The sequence below is a fragment of the Chryseobacterium sp. CFS2 genome, from assembly GCF_036543225.1.
GTDB lineage: Bacteria > Bacteroidota > Bacteroidia > Flavobacteriales > Weeksellaceae > Chryseobacterium > Chryseobacterium culicis_A.
This window is the reverse complement of record NZ_JAZHQU010000003.1, coordinates 612804-632952: the sequence shown is the minus strand read 5'-3', so window position 1 is coordinate 632952 and position 20149 is coordinate 612804. Positions and strand designations below refer to the sequence as shown.

The 20149-nt window shown below is 35.5% G+C and carries 21 protein-coding genes; 13 read left to right on the top strand and 8 right to left on the bottom strand.

The genetic code is table 11. From position 1 onward, the window contains the following. Positions 1-145: 145 nt before the first annotated feature. From ODR02_RS09770 to ODR02_RS09750, 5 genes are all read right to left on the bottom strand, one after another. A complete protein-coding gene (locus ODR02_RS09770; protein WP_209784750.1) occupies positions 146-874 on the bottom strand; it encodes a DUF72 domain-containing protein in 729 nt (242 codons plus the stop codon). A gap of 4 nt (positions 875-878) precedes the next feature. Beyond that, on the bottom strand, positions 879-3740 hold the full coding sequence (locus ODR02_RS09765; RefSeq protein ID WP_309512311.1) for a heavy metal translocating P-type ATPase: 2862 nt from the start codon (positions 3738-3740) through the stop codon (positions 879-881). A 197-nt stretch (positions 3741-3937) separates the two neighbouring features. Then, complete coding sequence (locus ODR02_RS09760; protein WP_309512310.1) at positions 3938-4498, bottom strand: helix-turn-helix domain-containing protein; 561 nt, start codon at positions 4496-4498, stop codon at positions 3938-3940. Beyond that, positions 4495-4890 (bottom strand): acyl-CoA thioesterase, encoded by a 396-nt coding sequence (locus tag ODR02_RS09755; protein WP_105682595.1) that lies wholly within the window; start codon positions 4888-4890, stop codon positions 4495-4497. Before ODR02_RS09755 ends, ODR02_RS09760 begins: the two co-directional genes overlap by 4 nt. A gap of 104 nt (positions 4891-4994) precedes the next feature. Continuing rightward, positions 4995-5408 carry a DUF6157 family protein gene (locus tag ODR02_RS09750; protein WP_309512309.1) on the bottom strand — a complete coding sequence of 138 codons (414 nt, stop codon included), beginning with the start codon at positions 5406-5408 and terminating at the stop codon, positions 4995-4997. A gap of 344 nt (positions 5409-5752) precedes the next feature. Between ODR02_RS09750 and ODR02_RS09745 the strand changes: the two genes are divergently transcribed. Together ODR02_RS09745 and ODR02_RS09740 are read left to right on the top strand one after the other, a co-directional pair. Beyond that, complete coding sequence (locus ODR02_RS09745) at positions 5753-6112, top strand: RNA recognition motif domain-containing protein (RefSeq protein WP_105682593.1); 360 nt, start codon at positions 5753-5755, stop codon at positions 6110-6112. A 138-nt stretch (positions 6113-6250) separates the two neighbouring features. Next, positions 6251-7009, top strand: a complete 759-nt coding sequence (locus ODR02_RS09740) for a hypothetical protein (RefSeq protein ID WP_309512308.1) — start codon at positions 6251-6253, stop codon at positions 7007-7009. A gap of 63 nt (positions 7010-7072) precedes the next feature. Here the strand turns inward: ODR02_RS09740 and ODR02_RS09735 are convergent, their stop codons facing one another. Genes ODR02_RS09735 through ODR02_RS09725 form a run of 3 tightly spaced genes read right to left on the bottom strand, consistent with a single transcriptional unit; the run spans position 7073 to position 9992 of the window. Then, positions 7073-8857 carry a DUF4153 domain-containing protein gene (locus tag ODR02_RS09735; RefSeq protein ID WP_309512307.1) on the bottom strand — a complete coding sequence of 595 codons (1785 nt, stop codon included), beginning with the start codon at positions 8855-8857 and terminating at the stop codon, positions 7073-7075. 26 nt (positions 8858-8883) lie between these two features. Next, positions 8884-9381: a BlaI/MecI/CopY family transcriptional regulator gene (locus ODR02_RS09730; RefSeq protein ID WP_209784744.1), complete on the bottom strand. Its 498-nt coding sequence runs from the start codon at positions 9379-9381 to the stop codon at positions 8884-8886. An 8-nt stretch (positions 9382-9389) separates the two neighbouring features. Next, positions 9390-9992 carry a phosphatase PAP2 family protein gene (locus ODR02_RS09725; RefSeq protein ID WP_209784743.1) on the bottom strand — a complete coding sequence of 201 codons (603 nt, stop codon included), beginning with the start codon at positions 9990-9992 and terminating at the stop codon, positions 9390-9392. A gap of 314 nt (positions 9993-10306) precedes the next feature. Between ODR02_RS09725 and ODR02_RS09720 the strand changes: the two genes are divergently transcribed. From ODR02_RS09720 to ODR02_RS09670, 11 genes are all read left to right on the top strand, one after another. After that, positions 10307-10624 carry an NIPSNAP family protein gene (locus ODR02_RS09720; RefSeq protein WP_309512306.1) on the top strand — a complete coding sequence of 106 codons (318 nt, stop codon included), beginning with the start codon at positions 10307-10309 and terminating at the stop codon, positions 10622-10624. Positions 10625-10941: 317 nt separating this feature from the next. Next, on the top strand, positions 10942-11943 hold the full coding sequence (pdhA, locus tag ODR02_RS09715; RefSeq protein WP_105682588.1) for a pyruvate dehydrogenase (acetyl-transferring) E1 component subunit alpha: 1002 nt from the start codon (positions 10942-10944) through the stop codon (positions 11941-11943). Between the two features lie 108 nt (positions 11944-12051). After that, positions 12052-13650 (top strand): 2-oxo acid dehydrogenase subunit E2, encoded by a 1599-nt coding sequence (locus ODR02_RS09710; RefSeq protein ID WP_309512305.1) that lies wholly within the window; start codon positions 12052-12054, stop codon positions 13648-13650. A 126-nt stretch (positions 13651-13776) separates the two neighbouring features. Continuing rightward, complete coding sequence (locus ODR02_RS09705) at positions 13777-14445, top strand: ABC transporter ATP-binding protein (protein ID WP_105682586.1); 669 nt, start codon at positions 13777-13779, stop codon at positions 14443-14445. 16 nt (positions 14446-14461) lie between these two features. Further along, the gene (locus ODR02_RS09700; protein ID WP_309512304.1) at positions 14462-15040 is read left to right on the top strand and encodes a murein L,D-transpeptidase catalytic domain-containing protein; all 579 of its coding nucleotides are present in this window, start codon (positions 14462-14464) and stop codon (positions 15038-15040) included. A 22-nt stretch (positions 15041-15062) separates the two neighbouring features. After that, positions 15063-15740, top strand: coding sequence for a RadC family protein (gene radC, locus ODR02_RS09695; protein WP_309512303.1), 678 nt, complete (start codon positions 15063-15065; stop codon positions 15738-15740). After that, positions 15737-16651 (top strand): hypothetical protein, encoded by a 915-nt coding sequence (locus ODR02_RS09690; RefSeq protein ID WP_309512302.1) that lies wholly within the window; start codon positions 15737-15739, stop codon positions 16649-16651. The genes radC and ODR02_RS09690 overlap by 4 nt, the downstream gene beginning before the upstream one ends. A 109-nt stretch (positions 16652-16760) precedes the next feature. Further along, positions 16761-17657 carry a phytanoyl-CoA dioxygenase family protein gene (locus tag ODR02_RS09685; RefSeq protein WP_245169719.1) on the top strand — a complete coding sequence of 299 codons (897 nt, stop codon included), beginning with the start codon at positions 16761-16763 and terminating at the stop codon, positions 17655-17657. A 90-nt stretch (positions 17658-17747) separates the two neighbouring features. Beyond that, positions 17748-18923 carry a hypothetical protein gene (locus tag ODR02_RS09680; RefSeq protein WP_309512301.1) on the top strand — a complete coding sequence of 392 codons (1176 nt, stop codon included), beginning with the start codon at positions 17748-17750 and terminating at the stop codon, positions 18921-18923. A 24-nt stretch (positions 18924-18947) separates the two neighbouring features. Beyond that, positions 18948-19460 (top strand): DUF7935 family protein, encoded by a 513-nt coding sequence (locus ODR02_RS09675; RefSeq protein ID WP_105682580.1) that lies wholly within the window; start codon positions 18948-18950, stop codon positions 19458-19460. 17 nt (positions 19461-19477) lie between these two features. Further along, complete coding sequence (locus ODR02_RS09670) at positions 19478-20089, top strand: inorganic pyrophosphatase (RefSeq protein WP_047422742.1); 612 nt, start codon at positions 19478-19480, stop codon at positions 20087-20089. Positions 20090-20149: the final 60 nt, after the last annotated feature.

The window sequence follows — 20149 nt, the reverse complement described above, 5'->3', positions numbered from 1 at the left end:
CTTATGATTTTGTTTTCCTTATTTTTTAACATTTATAAATGTGAAACTAATAGTTTTTCTCTATATATGTTGATGTTTTAATATTCTTCATTGAATGGAGAATTATTTTATTTTAACAAAAAAAAAGATAATTTTTATAGCGTCTTTATTTTAAGATGCTTTTTAAATACAGGGAATTTTTAATAGCTGCTATTCCCCAGGTATTATTGAAGAAAATAAATGAGGTTTGCGTGGTATTTTTAATCTTTTCAGCCAGTGCATCCATAAAATCTTTAGTATATTCTGATTTGTAAAGAACAGGTTTCCCGTGAAGTCTGTAATAAAGTATCTCCGAATGATTAATAATAAGGTCTTCGGGAAGATTGCCGGGAAAACTTACACCTGAGAAAATAATATTATGTTTTTTTAAAAGATCAAATACTTCTTTTTGCCACCATGAGTTGTGTCGGAATTCAATGACGTTCAGGAATCTATGATCCATATTGTCCATGATCCGCTCTGTATTTTCTGCTGTGTTTTTAAAGGAAGGAGGAAGTTGATATAGGAATCCGGAAAGTTTATCCTTCAGACCGTTCTGAATATGGTCGCAGAATAGAGCAATCTCATCTTTGGAATTTTCAAGCCGGTTTTGATGGGTGATGGCTTTTGGGATTTTAATGAAGAATCTGAAATCATCAGGGGTTTCATCATACCATTTCAATAATGTTTTTGAAGTTGGTTTTCTATAAAATGTAGAATTGATTTCTACAGCATTGAACGTTGTTGAATATAAAGAAAGAAAATCTTTACTTTGGGCATTTTCAGGATATAAAGACCCTTTCCAGTCATTATTATAAAATCCCGAACATCCTATGTAAAGATTTTCTTTTGTCATAATGTTATTTTATATCCAGATTCACGGAGTTGAGCCTCAATGAATTCAGTATCACAGACAAGGAACTGAAGCTCATTGCTGCAGCTGCTATCATGGGTGATAAAAGAATTCCAAAGAATGGATACAATAATCCTGCCGCAACCGGAACTCCCAAAACATTATAAATGAATGCAAAGAACAGGTTTTCTTTAATGTTTTTGAGAAGCTTTTCACTCAGTAACTTTGCTTTTGCAACGCCTAAGATATCTCCTTTTAATAAAGTGATCTCAGCACTTTCAATGGCAACATCTGTTCCTGTTCCCATAGCAATTCCCACATCGGATTGGGCTAGGGCAGGAGAGTCATTGATGCCATCTCCGGTCATGGCTACTATTTTACCCTGTTGTTGTAGTTTTTTTACCTCGTTGAGCTTATCTTCAGGAAGGCAGTTGGCTTTGAAATGTTTAATTCCTAATTCATCTGCAACAGCTTTTGCAGTATGTTCATTGTCTCCTGTCATCATGATGACGTCTATTCCTTCACTCATCAGCTGTTTCACTGCTTTTTTAGAACTTTCTTTGATTTTATCTGTAAAGCTTATGAATCCAAGCACCTGCTGATCCTGTGCGATGTAAGAAATTGTATGTGCCTTTGACTGTACTTCTACAGCTTTCCTTTTTACGTTTTCGGGAATTGTAATCTGATGGGAGGTCAACAGGCTTTCATTTCCTAAGTAAGCAGTCTTATTATTGATTTTTCCTTTTACTCCTTTTCCGGAAATGTTTTCAAACTGATCTACCTTTTCAGCAGTAAGATTCTCTTCCTTTGCTCTTTTTATAACGGCATTGGAAAGTGGATGTTCAGAATTCTGATTCAAAGAAAAAGCAAGCTGTAAAATCTGATGCTGATCACCATTTACGGTTTCAATGTGTTCTACTGAAGGTTTTCCTTCCGTTAAGGTTCCTGTTTTATCAGTGATCAGGACATTCACTTTATTCATTTGTTCAAGAGCTTCTGCATTCTTGATCAGGATTCCGTTTTTAGCACCTTTCCCGATTCCTACCATTAAAGACATGGGAGTGGCGAGCCCAAGGGCACAGGGACATGCTACAATTAAAACTGCCACAGCATTCACAAAGGCAAATAAACTTCTTTTTCCTTCCGGACCGAAAAACTGCCACAGAATAAAAGTAAGGGCAGCGATAAGGATGACCACAGGAACAAAAACTTTTGAAACTTTGTCAGTAAGCTTCTGGATTGGAGCTTTGCTGCGGCTCGCTTCATTGACCATTTTAATGATTTGTGAAAGCAGGGTTTCATCACCTACTTTTTCCGCCTTCATAATGAATACCTGATTGCCGTTTAGGGTTCCGGAAGACACTTTATCATCTACATTTTTTTCAACAGGAATAGGTTCTCCTGTGATCATACTTTCGTCAACAATAGAATTACCTTCAATGATTTTTCCGTCTACCGGAATTTTTTCACCAGGTTTTACTTTTAATAAATCTCCTATTTTTACCTGAGAAAGCAGAACTTTCTTTTCTTCACCATTTACGATAAGATTGGCTTCATCGGGAGAAAGATTCATCAATTCTTTAATGGCATTTCCCGTTTTTTTATGAGCTGCTGCCTCCATCAATTGCCCTAAAATAACAAGGGTTAAAATTACACAGACCGCTTCAAAATATAAAGGAATTTCATGATTATGGCCACGAATTTCATGTGGAATGATATCTGGGAAAATTAATGCTACAATACTGAAAATAAATGCTGCAGCTACACCCAGAGCAATAAGACTGAACATGTTAAGATTCCAGGTTTTAAAAGAAACCCAACCTCTTTTTAACAGAAACCAGCCTGAATAAAAAATCACCGGAAGCGTTAAAGCAAGTTCAATAAATCCCTGAACCTGATGGGAAAAAGGGAAATTGATAAACATTCCACCCATGGAAAGAATAAAAACGGGAATGGTAAATGCTAATGAAGTAATGAATTTCCTTTTTAATAGAGTATAAGTTTCATCTTCTTCATCTTCACCACTATCTGGCATTCTTACGAGATCCATCCCACAGATCGGGCAGTCTCCGGGTTCATCACGGATGATTTCCGGGTGCATAGGACAAGTGTATTTTGCAGTTTTCTTTTCGGGATACTTTACAAGATCCATTCCGCAAACTGGGCATCCTACATTGGAATCGTAGGTTTTATCACCTTCACAATACATCGGGCAGTAATATCTGCCTGCCATTTCATCAGTTACTTTCGGAGCTTCATGATTGTGACTATGATTATGATCATGATGAGAGTGGGAATGAGAATGATGTTGATGCGAACCGGCTTTTTGTACAAGCTCTTCCGTGATGGGTTCTAAATGCATGTGGCAAACCGGGCAATCTCCTTTTTCATCGTACACTTTATTTCCTTCACAAAACATAGGACAATAGTGTTTTCCGATACTGTCTTTAAAGTTTTCCGGAAGATGGGTTGAGGAATAGGTCGGTTTGTGATTAGGGTCTTTGGCCAGTTTTTCTTCAATAGGAACCAGATACATTTTGCAGACAGGACATCTTTCGCCCTGTTTGAAATATACTTTATCTCCTTCGCACTCCATTGGGCAATAGTATACTGAAGACGGAGATACGCGATCCTGAGGTTTTACAAAGGTTGTCTCAGGATGATTGGGATCTTCAAGTCTATATTTTCCTATTTCTGCCAAAGCATCATTTAAAACTGAAAGTTTTACTCCATGCTCAGAAGTGATTGTTGCGGTATTGGTTTCCAGATTTACATCGGCGGTAACCCCATCAACACTGTTCAGTTGATTTGAAATTTTTTTCTGGCAGCCGGAACAGGTCATTCCGAGTATTTTATACTGTTGGTCCATGATTCTTAAATTTATAGTACAAATTTCCAAAATGGAAAACTAAGGCTGTTATAAATTTAAGGATAATAGTTATAAAATTAGGTGGAGTGAAAGAGTTTGAGGGTGGGAGAGTATAAGGGTTTGAGGATTTGAGTGTTTGTAAGTGTGATTGGAATATTTAATTCCGTTACCCGTAAACGCTCAAACTCTCAAACGTATTAAAGATTGTCAAGCGCTTTGCGATGGTGTTCTTTAAGTTTTTTAAACTCTGTGGGAGTGAATCCTGTTACATTACGGAATTGGGTAGAAAGATGCTGCACACTTTTATAACCAAGTTTTCCCGCAATTTCGGTAAGGTTGAATTCATTATATAGAAGAAGTTCTTTTACCTTTTCAATTTTCTGAAGGATGAAGAACTGCTCTAAGGTGATATTTTCGTTTTGTGAAAACGTTTTTGAAAGAGAACTGTAGTCTTTATGGAGTTTTGAGCTTAGAAATTCCGAAAGCAGAAAGTCTTCAGCAATATCAAGGTCAGTGATTTTTGCAATAATCAGGTTTTTGATTTTTTCAACAACCTGATGTGCGGAATCCATGATTCTTTCAAAACCCGTATCAAGCAGTTCTTTTTCTATGATCTGCATTTTTTCAGGAGAAATTTCAAATTCTGTTTCTGCTTCACCTAATAAAACGGCAGTTGTTTTTACCTCTGCATTGCGGAAAATGTTTTCCACCGCCGCAATGCATCTGTTGCAGACCATATTTTTTATGAATATCTTCATAGACCGCTGTTTAATCTGTCTTTTACGAATTCAATCTGGGTTTTGCCGTGAGGAGCGGGATTGCCATCTGCGTCAAGGTTTACCATGACAATTCTTTCTACCGTAATAATCGTTTGATGAGTCATTTTGTTTCTTACATCACATCTTAAAGTAATAGAAGAAGATCCGAAATGGGTAGCTTCAATTCCTATTTCTATAATGTCTCCCTGTTTGGCTGAACTTACAAAGTTGATTTCAGAGATGAATTTCGTTACTACTTTTGTATTTTCCAGCTGGATAATAGCGTAAAGGGCAGCTTCTTCATCAATCCATTGAAGGAGTCTTCCTCCGAAAAGCGAATGGTTGGGATTTAAATCTTCGGGTTTTACCCATTTTCTGGTATGGTAGTTCATGTCTTTTAATAATTAATAATTTGCAGTACAAATTTAGTGTTAAAAGCTGATCTTTTCAAAAGAATAGTATTTATTGATCTGAAAAGAATCATTCATTTTCTCAATCATTTTCTTTTGGAGCGCATTGCTTTGGTTTTAGTTATAGAAGCATCATTCAGTAATATCTGATATTCTTTGTTTTCTACAGGAATCAGAGCGACTTTTCCCTCAGAGTTATGATGGAACCCAAATCCGTATTTTTTGGCTAAAGGAGAACAGCGGAGGCATGGCTGTCCTTTGGAAAAGAATTTTTCTCTTTCTTCTTGCATCTCGTTATCTGAAATATCATTTTTAATAGCATGACACCCAAAAATAATATCGTCTGAAGAATATTGGTAAGGGTGTTGTATGAGCGCTTCATATTGAAGGTTGGCGAGCGTTTTTAATTTTTTTTCAGGAGGAATCTGTGCCATGGAAACCGGGCAGTCTTCAGCAATTTCAATAAAAGTATTGGTGTAATTGGTTGTATATTGTTTCATCTTTTTAATGTTAAATTTTAAAAACTTGAATAATAGAGTGGGTTTGCAAATGTAAAAACAAGATTAAGCTGAATAAATGCCATTTTTTTACGTTAAATGTTAAATAATTTAACGTAATTTTATTTTTTATATAAACTTCTGTATTTCAATTACTTAAACTGTTTTATTGATGGTTTTAATAGCCTGTACTCAACATAATGTGAGAAATATTTAAAAAAAGCTTTGATTTGAAATTTTTAATTGTATCTTGCATACGTTTATATTTGGAATCAATATTTGTTCATTAATTTATGTTGTTTTTCTTTTATATACCAAATTTTTATTAATTTTTTAATTTATTTAAAATGAACATTTTTGTTTCAAACATCAATTACGCAACTAAAGAGTATGAGTTGCACGATCTATTCGCAGAATTTGGAGATGTATCATCAGCTAAAATCGTTACAGACAGAGAAACTGGTCGTTCCAGAGGTTTCGGTTTCGTAGAGATGGGTGATGAAGAAGGACAGCAAGCTATTGAAGCTCTTAACCAAAAAGAATTCAACGGAAAAACGTTAAACGTATCTGAAGCTAAGCCAAGAGAGGAGAAGCCAAGAAGAAGCTTCGACAACAACAGAGGCGGAGGTTATGGTAATAACAACAACAGAGGCGGAGGCTATGGTGGTAACAACAACCGTGGCGGAGGCGGCGGAAATCGTTGGTAAAAATATGAAGCGGCTTTTTAGCCGCTTTTTTTATGGAATTTAATTTCCAGATAATCATTTAATTATAACTTGGGTTGAAATATTATGATGTTTTGGCATAATTTTAGAAAATTATCAATCAATCAAAAAGTAATTATAATGAAAAAACATTTATTAGCATTTATGATGGTGTTTGGTGGATTGCTTGTCAACGCACAAAGCATTTATGCGGGACAGACCTTAAGACAGGACAAAAAATACTGGGCGGATAATAATGAGTACTATCTGATCTTTCAGAATGATGGAAATCTTGTATTTTATAACAGATCCGGCGCTCCTGCATGGGAGTCAAAAACTACCAACAGAGGAGTGAGAGCGATTTTCCAAAGAGATGGTAATCTGGTAGTGTATACAAGGGGTAATGGTGTTGCTTTCAGTTCAAATACTGATGGCAAGGGAGCTGATAAATTATCAGTTCAGGATGATGGTAATCTTGTTATCTATAATGGATCCAATCCTTTATGGGCTTCACAGGGAGGTGTCAAAAATAATAATGGCTGGGGTAATGGCGATCGTTATGGTAACAGGGATTATGTATCCACCGGATACAGATTTCGTAAAGATGCCAAATTATATTCTTCAGATGGACGTTACTATTTGGTTTTCCAGGATGATGGTAATCTTGTTTTAGCTAATAGAAATGGAAATGCTATCTGGGCTACAGCTACTGATAACAGAGGAAGTAAAGCGGAATTCCAAGGTGATGGAAACCTGGTAGTATATGATTCTTATAACAGACCAGTGTGGAGCTCAAATACCAACAACAGAGGAGCTGTAAAACTAACAGTACAGAATGACGGAAACCTGGTGATTTACGGAAGAAATTCCCCAGTATGGAGTTCAGGTACCAATAGATAAAAAACGATTTATATCAATAAAAAAGGCTATCCGCAGGATAGCCTTTTTTATTTTAAAACTTATTTATTTCAATCTTACCAAGAGGTAAACGTTTTCGTAATACATGCTGGCTTTGTCATCATCAGCGTATTTTTCTCTTGTCATTTCACTGAAAATCAGTTTGACATGATACTTGCCCAAATCAGATTCCATAGCGATCTCAGGAACTTTTACATTTCCGTTTTTATTTTTATTTTCCTCAAACAGTCGAATGATCTGTGGTCCAAAATCTATTTCTTCTTTTGGATTTAATTTCAATTTTAATGAGGAGTTTTCGGTCAGTTGATCTACCAGTTCAAACTGGTCGTTATTCAGTTTTTGGGGATCTCTGCTATAACGGTGGAAAGAAATTAAATATTGATAATTTCCGATTTCTACCACCTGTTTTTCAGGAACAAGAACGAGTCTGTTCATTTCATAAGGCCTTTTATTTACCGTAATATTCACGTCTGAAAATTTGTTCTGAATGCTGTAATTTATACTGTAAAATGTACCATCGTTAATGTGATCCGATAATTCAGCCTGGTCTTTTTCGTTCAGTAGAGTGGATAAAAATTCAACTTGCTTTCTTTCGGCCAGAAATTCAAATTTATCAGCAATTTCATTACGGATTGTATCTGTAACTTTTTTCTGAAAATTAATTTTGCCCGCACTAATCAGCTGGTGCTTGTTTAAAATATCCATCAATTCTGCTTTCTGACTTCTTTTAGCAACACTAAAAGCATTAAGATAAGGGAAAATCAATGTAAAAGCCCCAAATAAAAATAAGCTGACCGGAATAAACTTTATCGTAGCCTTTTTGCTGAAAATAAAGTAAATGACAATGCTTAAGAGCCATAGGGCAAGCAGGAGAACGAAATACCTTGGTTCTGTGTAACCATATTCTAAAATTCTGGTGAAAATAGCAGTGAAAAGCAATACGATCAAAGGGGCAATGGTATAATAAAATGCTTTTGAAAATATCCTAACCCAGGATTTTGCATTTTCTTCTTTCAACGGATGAACGAGGAGCAGTGCCAGAATGCCAACGGTACTATATGCTAGAACAAGGTAAGACACCCAGCCTCTGGGAAGCTGCCAGTTGATTAATATTTTAACAGAATAGAAATAAAGAATAGTTACATATATAAGGAGTAATGGAATTAAAATAAACTGAGTGAAAAACTTTAAAACAACAGGATAGGTACCATCTTTCTCAAGGTTATTTAAGCCTTTATCATTAAATAAAAGGAAAATAAAACTGCTTCCAAAAATAGCAAGCACAAAGAAGGTATCCCTGTAAATTCTGTCATGAAAGTTAAAATCAAAAAGTTTATCAACCGCTAAAATGGCTAATTCAACTCCGCCCGTTAAAACACCTGTAAATACAGCTGTTAGAAAGGTATTGATAAAAAGATTTTTATTGTACTGCCAGAATCTGAGCTCCTTGTCTTTTTCCAGAAACGGAACAAAAGATACCAGTAAATGGGAGAGAAGAGCGGTAACAGCAATGATATAAGCGTAGACTTCTGTAAAACGGTTCTTTTTATCAGGCAGAATAAAATAAAAACCTATCAGAAAAAGGATGCCTAACACATTCAGTATGATTTCTTTTCCTATCCTTTGGGACAGCATTTTTAGGGCAAACATCAGGGAAATCCCCAGGCAGGCGCAAATAGTGAATTTTATATAGGAAGCAATTTCATTGAGCTCTGTTTCAACAAGGTATATGGCGCCAATAGAAGCTAATAAAGCCATTGCCAAAATCATGGGATATCGGAAAATGACTTCATTGGCCCGGCTTATGGTTTCCTGGAATTTTGTTTTCATGATTTGGTGTTTTTGAAATTTTTATATTAATCTTTCTTCTTTTTCTTCTTTTTGTCTTTATCCTTATCCTTTTCTTTTTCCTTTGCTTTGGTTTTCTTCTCTTTTTTCGGACTTAAAATTTCTTCAGCAAATTCAAACTTCGGTTCTTCAATTTTTGCGGGTTTAATTTCGATTTTAAGATCAAAATACCCTTTCATGTCTTCCTGGGAGATTAATTTTTCACTTAATAAAAGTTCCAGAATTTCCTTCCCTGAATTATTAAAAAAGTTATGTGAAAGCTCTTTCAATAGAAATTTTTTATACTCTTCCAAAGGGACAAGTACGCTGTATTTGAAGATTCGTCCTTCTTTTACAGTGGAGAGATAACCCTTTTCAACTAATATTTTCAAATAAGTGGAAACCGTGTTCTGGTGTGGTTTCGGTTCCGGATGCTGCTCCATAACGTCCTTCAGATAGAAAGATTCCATTCTCCAAAACAGCTTCATAAAGTTTTCTTCTGCGGCAGTAAGATGATTTATTTTCATAGAGTATTCTAATGTTGAAATTGAATATTGCAATAAAGATAGATAAAAGATACCAGAAAAGCTATTCCAGCGCCCATAAATACTTCTTGTACGGTGTGTCTCTTTAAAATGATCCGGGTAATTCCGACCAAAATAGCGATTCCCAGCCATGCCAGACCCATTTTCCAGTTAAGCGAGAAAAATAGAGCTGCTACAAATATATTAAACGCTGTATGCATCGAGCTTTTGATAAAAAGATTGCTGATCTGAAGGGCGAAAAGCAGCACCAAAATAAAAAGCATGACAAGGTCAATATACCCGGTTTTGATATAATGGAAAATAAGATAAGCAATCACACACACGGCAATAAATATGTAGAGTGTTTTCCTTTGAACCCTGTTGGAGACATCCATATTAGTGTATCTTCCTGTTTTCACATTCCATACCAGCCAGATGATCACCGGAATGATGATCATTAATAATATAGGAAGAAAATACAGCATAGAATCTTTAAAGGTGTATTCCCTAACGCTCATGTATACAAAGAAAATGATCAAAGAGACCAATGGATTAAAAAAATCAGAAATGACTTTTGAAATTTTGTGTAGTAATGAAGACTGTTTTTCTTCCATAATCAGGTTTAAAAATCAAATATACCATTATCACCTCAAAAAACAAGGGCAGGCGGTGGAACAGGAAGAATGAAACAATGAGGAAAGTGATTTAATATCAGGAGGTTTTGATGTAAAAATGTTTTTTATCTCTTTATATTCATATTAAATTTTGCAGGAAATATTTAATTTTAATTCATCAGTTTTAATCATTATTATAATGAAACATCTCATCACGTTATTATTTATCATATCAGTCCACATCGCTTTTGGTCAAAAGATTTCCGAAGGAAATACTTCTGCACTACTACGACCTGTACATCAATTAAGAATCTATGAAGTTCCAAAAGAAAATAAACAGGTTTTTTCTTGACCGTTTCAGAGATCACGCCCTGAGAATAATGAAGAAATATGACTTTACCATTGTAGCCATTTGGGAATCGGAGTTCGCAGATAAAACAGAATTTGTTTACCTGCTGGAATGGAAAGATGAAGCAACGATGAAAACAGCCTGGGAAGGATTTATGGCGGATAAGGAATGGAAGGAGGTCAAAGCAAGAACAGCAAAGCAATATGGTAACTTCGTTAATGAAATTGAAGACAGAACTCTGAGACTTACCGATTTTTCTCCGGAAAAGAAGCTGTTGAAATAACCAAAAGGTATGTTAACAATAATTAAAAATGAAAGTTGCCAACAAGCAGGTATAAAGAAATCCTGATGTTTTATTCTTATTTATTATTTTATAAAAGTCAGATAAATAGGGATATTCTATACATACTGTCGTTGGAAAGTGGTGGAGTGAACGTGGTTTTATTGAGACATCAGGGGCTCGAAAATTAAGAATAATCCATTCAGCCCGCAAATAGATTTTACAGAAAAATCGAAAAGTTATCTATGTATAGAATAAAAACAAAGTTTTTTTCATAATTTTGCTCAACTATTTCATCATAAAAAAGCAAGAGCTAACACATGAAAGAATTTTCTAAAGAGGTATACCTGAAGTGGTATGAAGATATGACAATGTGGAGAAGGTTTGAAGACAAATGCCGTTCTCTTTACCTAAAACAAAAGATCAGAGGATTTTTACATTTGTATAACGGTCAGGAAGCTATCCCTGCCGGGTTTACACATGCAATGGATCTGACAAAGGATAGTATGATTACTGCTTACAGATGTCACATCCATCCAATGGCGATGGGAGTAGATCCTAAAAGAATCATGGCGGAACTTTGTGGTAAAGCTACAGGGACATCCGGAGGTATGGGTGGATCTATGCACATTTTCAGTAAAGAACACCGTTTTTATGGAGGACACGGTATCGTTGGAGGACAAATTCCATTAGGTGCTGGGATTGCTTTTGCTGATAAATATTTCGACAGAAAAGCAGTGAACATCTGTTTCTTCGGAGACGGTGCTGCAAGACAAGGTTCTTTACATGAAACTTTCAACATGGCAATGAACTGGAAACTTCCTGTAGTATTTGTTGTAGAAAACAACCAATATGCAATGGGAACTTCTGTAAAAAGAACTGCCAACCACGAAGATATCTATAAATTAGGATTAGGATATGAAATGCCTTGCCTTGCTGTAGATGCTATGGATCCTGAAAAAGTAGCAGAAGCTGCTTATGAAGCTATTGAAAGAGCAAGAAGAGGAGACGGACCTACATTCATTGAAGCAAGAACTTACCGTTACAGAGGACACTCTATGTCTGATGCTGAGCCATACAGATCTAAAGAAGAAGTAGCTCTTCATAAAAATGATGACCCAATCGAACTTTTAAAGCACAGAATTTTAGAAAACGGATGGGCTACAGAAGCAGAATTGGAAGTTATGGATAACAAGTCAAGAGACTTTGTTGAAGAGTGTATTGAATTTATGGAAAATTCTCCATATCCGGATGCTGAGAAGGTTTATGAATATGTATATGCTCAGGAAGACTATCCATTCTTAGACAAATTAGAAAACTAAAAGATAATGAGTTAATTTGAGAATTTGAGAATTTGAAAATGTGATAGAATATGTCCTTTTTTAATTTTCAAATTTTCAGATTGCTAAATTTTCAAATTAAAATAAATTATGGCAGAAGTAATTACGATGCCCCGCCTATCCGACACTATGACGGAAGGTAAGGTGGCAAAATGGCATAAAAAAGTAGGAGATAAAATAAAAGAAGGAGATATTTTAGCTGAAATTGAAACTGATAAAGCAGTTCAGGATTTCGAATCTGAAATAGAAGGGACTCTTTTATACGTAGGTGTAGAAGAAGGAGCTGCTGCTGCTGTAGATTCTGTTTTAGCTATTATTGGGAATGAAGGAGAAGATATTTCAGGATTGACAGGAGGAGCTGCTGCTCCCAGTGCAGGTTCTGAGGAAAAAAAATCAGAAGAACAACCTAAAACAGAAGCTGCTGAACCTGTTGCTGCTGCAGAAGTTCCGGCAGGAGTAGAAGTTATTACAATGCCAAGACTTTCTGATACAATGACAGAAGGTAAAGTAGCTAAATGGCACAAAAATGTAGGCGACACAGTAAAAGAAGGTGATCTTCTTGCTGAGATCGAAACAGATAAAGCAGTACAGGACTTCGAATCTGAATTCAATGGAGTACTATTGAAGCAGGGTGTAGAAGAAGGTGGTGCTGCACCGGTTGATTCAGTATTAGCAATTATCGGCCCTGCAGGAACTGATGTTTCATCTGTAGGAGCACCGAAAGCAGCCGCTGTATCAACTGAAAAACCAGCTGAACAAAAAGCAGAAGCTAAAACAGAAGAAAAAGCTGCTCCGGCTGTAAGTTCTTCATCTTCTGACAGAGTTGCAATCTCTCCACTGGCTAAGAAAATGGCTCAGGATAAAGGGGTTGACATCAATAGTGTTCAGGGATCTGGTGAAAACGGAAGAATCGTTAAAAAAGATATTGAAAATTATCAGCCAGCTGCGAAACCGGCTGCTTCAGCTCCTGCAGCAAGCGCTGCTCCTGTTGCAGTAAACTTCGTACAAGGTGAAGATACAGAGACTCCAAACTCTCAGGTAAGAAATATTATTGCAAAACGTCTTTCTGAAAGTAAATTCTCTGCACCTCACTACTATCTGATGGTGGAGATCAACATGGATAAAGCAATTGAAGCTAGAAAAGAAATCAATTCTTTACCTGATACAAAAATCTCTTTCAACGATATGATCATTAAGGCAACTGCAATTGCTTTAAGAAAACATCCTCAGGTAAATTCAAGCTGGGCAGGTGATAAGATCATCCACAGAGGAAATATCAATATTGGTGTGGCTGTAGCTATTCCTGACGGATTGGTAGTTCCTGTATTGAAAAATACAGATCAGATGACGTATACTCAGATCTCTGCATCGGTAAAAGATATGGCTTCAAGAGCGAAGAGTAAAGGTCTTAAAGCTAATGAAATGGAAGGATCTACCTTCTCTATTTCTAACTTAGGAATGTTCGGAATTGAAACATTCACAAGTATCATCAACCAGCCAAACTCTGCCATCCTTTCAGTAGGAGCAATTATCGAGAAACCAATCGTTAAAGATGGTCAGATCGTAGTTGGAAACACCATGAAACTTTCATTGGCATGTGACCACAGAGTGGTAGACGGTGCTACAGGTGCACAATTCTTACAAACGTTAAGAACATATTTAGAGAGTCCATTAACATTGTTACTGTAATTTTCTGAATTGAAAATAATAAAGCCTCCCAGAACGGGAGGTTTTTTTGTTATACCCATTTGAGAATTGAAAATTATCACTGTATTTTTTGGTGGAATTTCAAAATCAAATTACTATTTTTGAATCATGATTAAAGCAAGAAATATCCATAAGTCTTATGGGAATTTAGAAGTACTGAAAGGAGTTGATATTCACATCAAAACAGGAGAGGTGGTTTCTATTGTGGGAGAATCAGGAGCTGGTAAATCTACATTACTGCAGATTTTAGGAACGCTGGATCATCCGACTCAATTCAACAAATATGATACTGAAATTGAAATAGCAGGAGAATCATTTATTAATATGAATGATAAGCAGTTGTCAAAATTCAGAAATCAGAATATCGGTTTCGTATTTCAGTTTCATCAGCTTCTTCCGGAGTTTACAGCGCTGGAGAATGTATTGCTTCCCACCAAAATAGCCGGAGCCAATGAAAAAGAAGCGCTTGAAAAGGCTTATGCTTTATTTGAAGATTTAAAAATAGAACAAAGACTGCAGCATAAACCCAACCAGCTTTCAGGTGGAGAAGCACAAAGGGTAGCTGTAGCGAGGGCTTTAATCAATTCACCAAAAATCATTTTTGCAGATGAGCCTACCGGAAACCTGGATTCCAAGAACGCGGATGATCTTCACAGACTGTTTTTTGATCTTAGAGACAAGTATGATCAAACTTTTGTGATTGTAACCCATAATCCGAATCTTGCAGAAATTACAGACCGTAAGCTCGTTATGAAAGACGGAATGATCATAGAATAAAAGTATACGGCACCAGATGATGAAACACTTTATTTTCCTTTTTTTTACCCTGATTTCCTGTTCAAAAGCTGAATCCCAGCAGTTGAATTCATTGAGTATTCCTCAGGCAAGGATTTCGGAAGTTAGAAGCTATATTAAAGGGAAAGAGTATAATCAGGAACTGGCTGTTTTTATCAATTTTAAGATCCCTTCCGGGAAATACCGCTATTTTATTTATAATCTGAAAAATAACACCATTGTACAGCAGGCCGTAGTGTCTCATGGTTCTGGTTCCGTTATTCCACGATCAGAAGCTTTAAAATTCAGTAATGTTGAAGGTTCCTATCAGTCATCTCTTGGAAAATATGCCATTGGAGAAAGCTATGTGGGAAAGTTTGGAAAAGCATATCGCTTAAGCGGTCTTGATTCTACAAACAGCAATGCAATGCAACGAGCCATTGTTCTCCATTCTTACGGATGTATTCCTGATACTGAATCTCAGGCTCCGGCATGTTTAAGCTTAGGATGTCCCATGCTTTCGGTAAATGCATTTAATGAAACGGCTAAATATATTGATCAGTCAAAGAAACCGATCATATTATATGCATTCTATTAATTCATAATATAATCTTCTTTCCATGGCTATAAAATTTCTTGCAGAAGATGACAGACCCAGAGAAAAGTTTTTGCAGAAAGGCAAAAGCTCACTTTCTGATTCTGAACTGTTAGCCATTATTATGGGAAGCGGGAATAAGAATGAAAATGCCGTAGAACTGGCAAGAAAGATTTTAAATTCTGTCGATAACAGTTGGCATCAGCTGAGCTTGCTTTCTGTTAAAGATCTGATGAAATTCAAAGGGATTGGTGACGCAAAGGCTATTTCAATTATTTCAGCGTTGGAAATAGGAAGGAGAAGAGCTGTGCAGGAAATTCCTGAAAAAGTAATTATAGGCAACAGTCATGATGCTTATGCCGTTCTTAGAAACCAGCTCTCTGATTTAAGAACAGAAGAGTTCTGGGCAATTTTCCTTAACAACAGTAATAAAGTGATTCATGTATCTCAGCTCACACAGGGAGGGATCAGCCAATCTATTGTAGACGTAAGAACACTCTATAAAGCAGCATTGGATCATTTTTCAACAGGGATTATCATTGCCCACAATCATCCTTCAGGAAGCTTAAAACCAAGCAGGGAAGATATCAATATCACACAAAAAATAAAAGAAGCAGGAGATACATTAAGTATTCAGCTTTTAGACCATATTATTGTCACGCAGGATTCTTATTTTAGTTTCTCGGACGCAGGATTATTATGATTAGAAGATTGAAATACCATGAAATTGATTTTGTAAAATATGCTCAATGTTTAGAAAATTCCGAACAGAGAAAATATTCTGCTACAAAAGATTTTTTAGACACTACTTCTACAATGCCCTGGGAAATTCTGGTTTATAAAGACTACGAAGCAGTAATGCCAGTGCCCTTTGTAAGAAAATATGGGATGAAAATTGTACACAATCCAAAACTTTGTCAACAGCTTGGTGTTTTTTCTGGTAAAGACAATGTGGATCTCAATGAAGCTTTTTTAGAATATCTGGAAAAGAATTACATGATCAGAGCTTATCCGTTCAATGATCTCAATCAGCTTCGCTCAAAGATGAGAATCAAGAAAAATTTTTTGTTATACCCTAATACTTATGAAAAAGTATACGCCGGATATTCGCCTAAACGAAAACGAAAACTCCGGTTAGATGAAGCTGTATTAAAAGAATCGGAAATCAAAACGATCCCTTATGACAAAGCAAAAACTTTTATTGAAGCCAATACGATAGGGCTGAACAAAGATCATGACCTGTCTGAATTCATGAGGATTTTTGAAAATTTTTACCAATTGGGCTATCTGGAGTTCACCGCTTTTTACTATCAGCATAAGATCGTTAATATGATTGCTACTTATTCGGACGGTAATATGGTAGCGCTTTTAGGTAATTTCAATGATAAGGATTATGTCAAATTATCAGGAGCTTCTGTTTTGATTGATCATGTTATTAAAGAAAATATTGAAACCTGTGTTTTTGATTTTGAAGGAGGCGAACTTCCCAATATTGAAGAGTTTTTCAGAGGATTCCGACCGGAATTAAGGCCATACGGAATTATTGAAAATTCAAAAAAGAACCTTTTTAAAAAGTTAGGGTATCTTATGTTGAGAAGAAAGTCTTTTTTATGATGAAAAGCATTGTTTAGATTGGTTCTAATTAAGTAATATTCCGTAACTTTATAAAATCCTTAGTAAAACAGTTATGTTACAACAGATTCGTCAGTACAAATTATCATATATGCTTTATAACTTATTTAAAAAGAGTAAATTAAAGCATAATATTCCATTGTATAAAAAATACGGAATCAATAAGAACTATTTTTCAAGTATTTCGAGTAAAGATTTTGCCCATCTACCTTCGAGGGAAAGAGCCGTAGATTATTCAAAGCTTACGGAAACTTCCTTTTTTAAGAAACTTACGGAAGAAAATAAAGAAAGTGTTCTTCAGTATGATGATAACGGATATCTGATTCTTAGAAATTTCCTCACTCCGGAAACAGCGGATCAGATCAATACTGAAATTGATAAACTGATGGAAGACGGAACGTTGAAGTTCATTTACGGAGGAAAACTGATGTTTGCCATTCATCATTCAGAAATCATTAAAAATATTGGAAGCGATAAGGATTTATTAGACTTTTTATCGGTTTTACTGGACGGGAAATCGAAGCTTTTTCAAAGTATCAACTTCATTAACGGAAGCCAGCAGAAAACACACTCAGACAGTATTCACATGACTACTTATCCTTTGGGTGGACTATTGGGAGTATGGATTGCCCTAGAAGATGTAGATGAGACCAATGGAGCTCTGCACTATATTCCTAAGAGCCATAAATTACCTTACTTCCTGAATTCTGATTACGATAATGAAGGTACAGACTTGAGAATCGGTAAGAAAAGCTACAGAGCCTATGAAACTTTCCTTGAAGAGAAAGTAAAAGAATTAGGATTAAAGAAAGAAATCTTTAAAGCAAAAAAAGGTGATTTATTAATCTGGCATGCCAATATTCTTCACGGCGGAGAACCTCACACGGATAAAAACAGGACCAGAAAAAGTTTAGTCTACCATTTTTTTGATGAAAACAGTGTTTGCTACCATGAAGTAACACAAAGGCCGGCTTTGTTTGAGCTTTAGTACAGGATAATCCTCTTCATAAACCTTTTGATAGGAATGCGGATTTAAAAAGATAGTTTTTTTACATTTGTATTCTTATAATATCAGTGTATGGAAAAAAAGAAGAATATTCTTGTTTTTATATTTTCAATCTATGTATGCTTCATGTCATACTACCTGTATACCAACCACTATTACAACACTGATATGGAAGCTTATATGGGGCTGATTTATAAAACGGAATATCCTGAAATGAAAATTGAAGAAATTCATCAGAAAGTATATGATGAATTGCGGGAAAAAGCCCCCGATTTTGCAGGATTTGCTTCTGTAAATCCTATGGTGGAAGAAGTGGCAGAAGGAGAGAGTACTTATTATAAAATCATCTCACAAAATCCTAAGGCCTACGAAGAAGAATTACAGCTTTTTGTGGTAAAACCTTTTTATAATTTTATGAACTGGTCATTATTTAAGCTTGGTTTCAGTGCTTCTGCTTCCGTCTTTTTGGTTTCCATTATTTCTTATGCGCTCATTCTTATTTTGATATTCAGCTTTTTGATAAAAATTCTGAAAAATTATCCTCTTGCCTTTATCCTTACTGTTTTAATTTCACTGTTTAAACCTCTGTCGGAATCAGCCAGACATGTTTCTGCAGATTCTTTATCATGTCTGTTACTTCTTTTAAGTTTCTATGTATTTTTAGTGAGAAGGAATTTATTTATTGCAGGGATATTGGCCATGTTATGTGTTTTAACAAGACCGGAATATTTTATTTTTTATACTTTCCTGTATGCTTTCATCTCCCTTTACAGAAACAGGCTTCAGATTAACAGAGTTCCATTGTTGTTATCATATGGGTATCTGTTTCTTTCCTTCTTTTTAGTGCAGGCTTTTAATCAGGTGTCGTGGTCTACACTTTTTATGAATCAGTTTACTAAAGTTCAGATTTATCCTGTGTCACAACCTGATCCGTTTTCCTTTGCCGATTATTTTCACTTTATTAAAAGCAATATCATGCTCGAGTTTAACGCTTCTTATTTTCCTCTGTTACTGATTTTTATTGTGATCATATTGGCTAACCGTTTTACATTCCGTAATAAAAAAAATCAGGCTCAACTCTTGTTTTTTGCTATTATTTATACAACTGTAATGCTGAGATTTTTGGTTTTTCCGTCGCTGGTAAACAGGATGATGCTTGGCTTTTATCTCATAATTATACTCGCGTTGATCTATATACAAATTTCTAAAGTGGATATCTTTAAAAACTCTTTAGAAGACGGAAAATAATTAGTAATTTTGCAGTCTAAAATTATGACAAGTCTTTCAGGATATTTACCCTATGCATTTGCATTGATTATTGCAATTCCTTTTCTGGTTTTGCTCAGACAATTTGTACACTCATACATTACTCTTAAGAACCAGGAAATCAAACTGCTCAGCGTGAAATCAAATTCAGAGAATAAAGCACATTCCTATGAAAGAATGACTTTGTTTCTGGACAGAATGAAGCCTTCAAATCTTATTCAAAGGTTTGATAGTGGATTGGCTGCTCATGAATTTATTTTCCTGACAGAAAAAACAATCAATGAAGAATTTGAATATAACTCGTCACAGCAGTTGTATATCACAAAAAATTCATGGAAGAATATCGTAGACTCAAAAAATGCAATTATAGAACTGCTTCACAAAACGTATGACGGGTTGAAAGGTGATGTTCAGCTGGATGAATTCAAAACGATTTTCATCATGAATTATATGGAAGGCAACGATTATATTGCTGAAACAATAGAAGACTTAAGAAAAGAAATTTTAATAATAACTTAAAAAATAACAGATAAATAATGATTCCAAATTTTAAAGCACATCCATGGCACGGAATTTCTGCAGGAGAAGATGCGCCAAATGTTGTAAACGTATTTGTGGAAATTGTTCCTTCAGATACTATTAAATATGAAGTAGATAAAGAAACAGGATACTTAAAGGTAGACAGACCGCAGAAATTTTCTAACATTATCCCTGCTTTATATGGTTTTGTTCCAAGAACATACTGTGATAATGAAGTGATGAAACTTGCTGTAGAAGCAGGAGCTACGGATGTTACAATGGGAGATCATGACCCTCTTGATATTTGTGTTTTAAGTTCTCACAATATCCATGCCGGAGGTTTATTGATGGAAGCTATTCCAATCGGAGGTTTCAAAATGATTGATGGAGGTGAAGCAGATGATAAAATTGTTGCAGTAATGATTAATGACCACGCTTTCGGACACTTCAGAGATATTGCTGAATTACCGGAAGCTGAAGTAAGAAGATTAATGCACTATTTCCTTACGTATAAAAACCTACCGGATGAGCCTGCAAAATGTAGAATTCAGGAGGTATACGGAGCTGAGCACGCTAGAAAAGTGATCAAAGCTTCTCAAACAGACTACGCAGATAAATTCGGGGGATAAGATTTTCTTTCCAAACATAAAAAAAGCAGATGAATTTTCATCTGCTTTTTTATTTTCAGT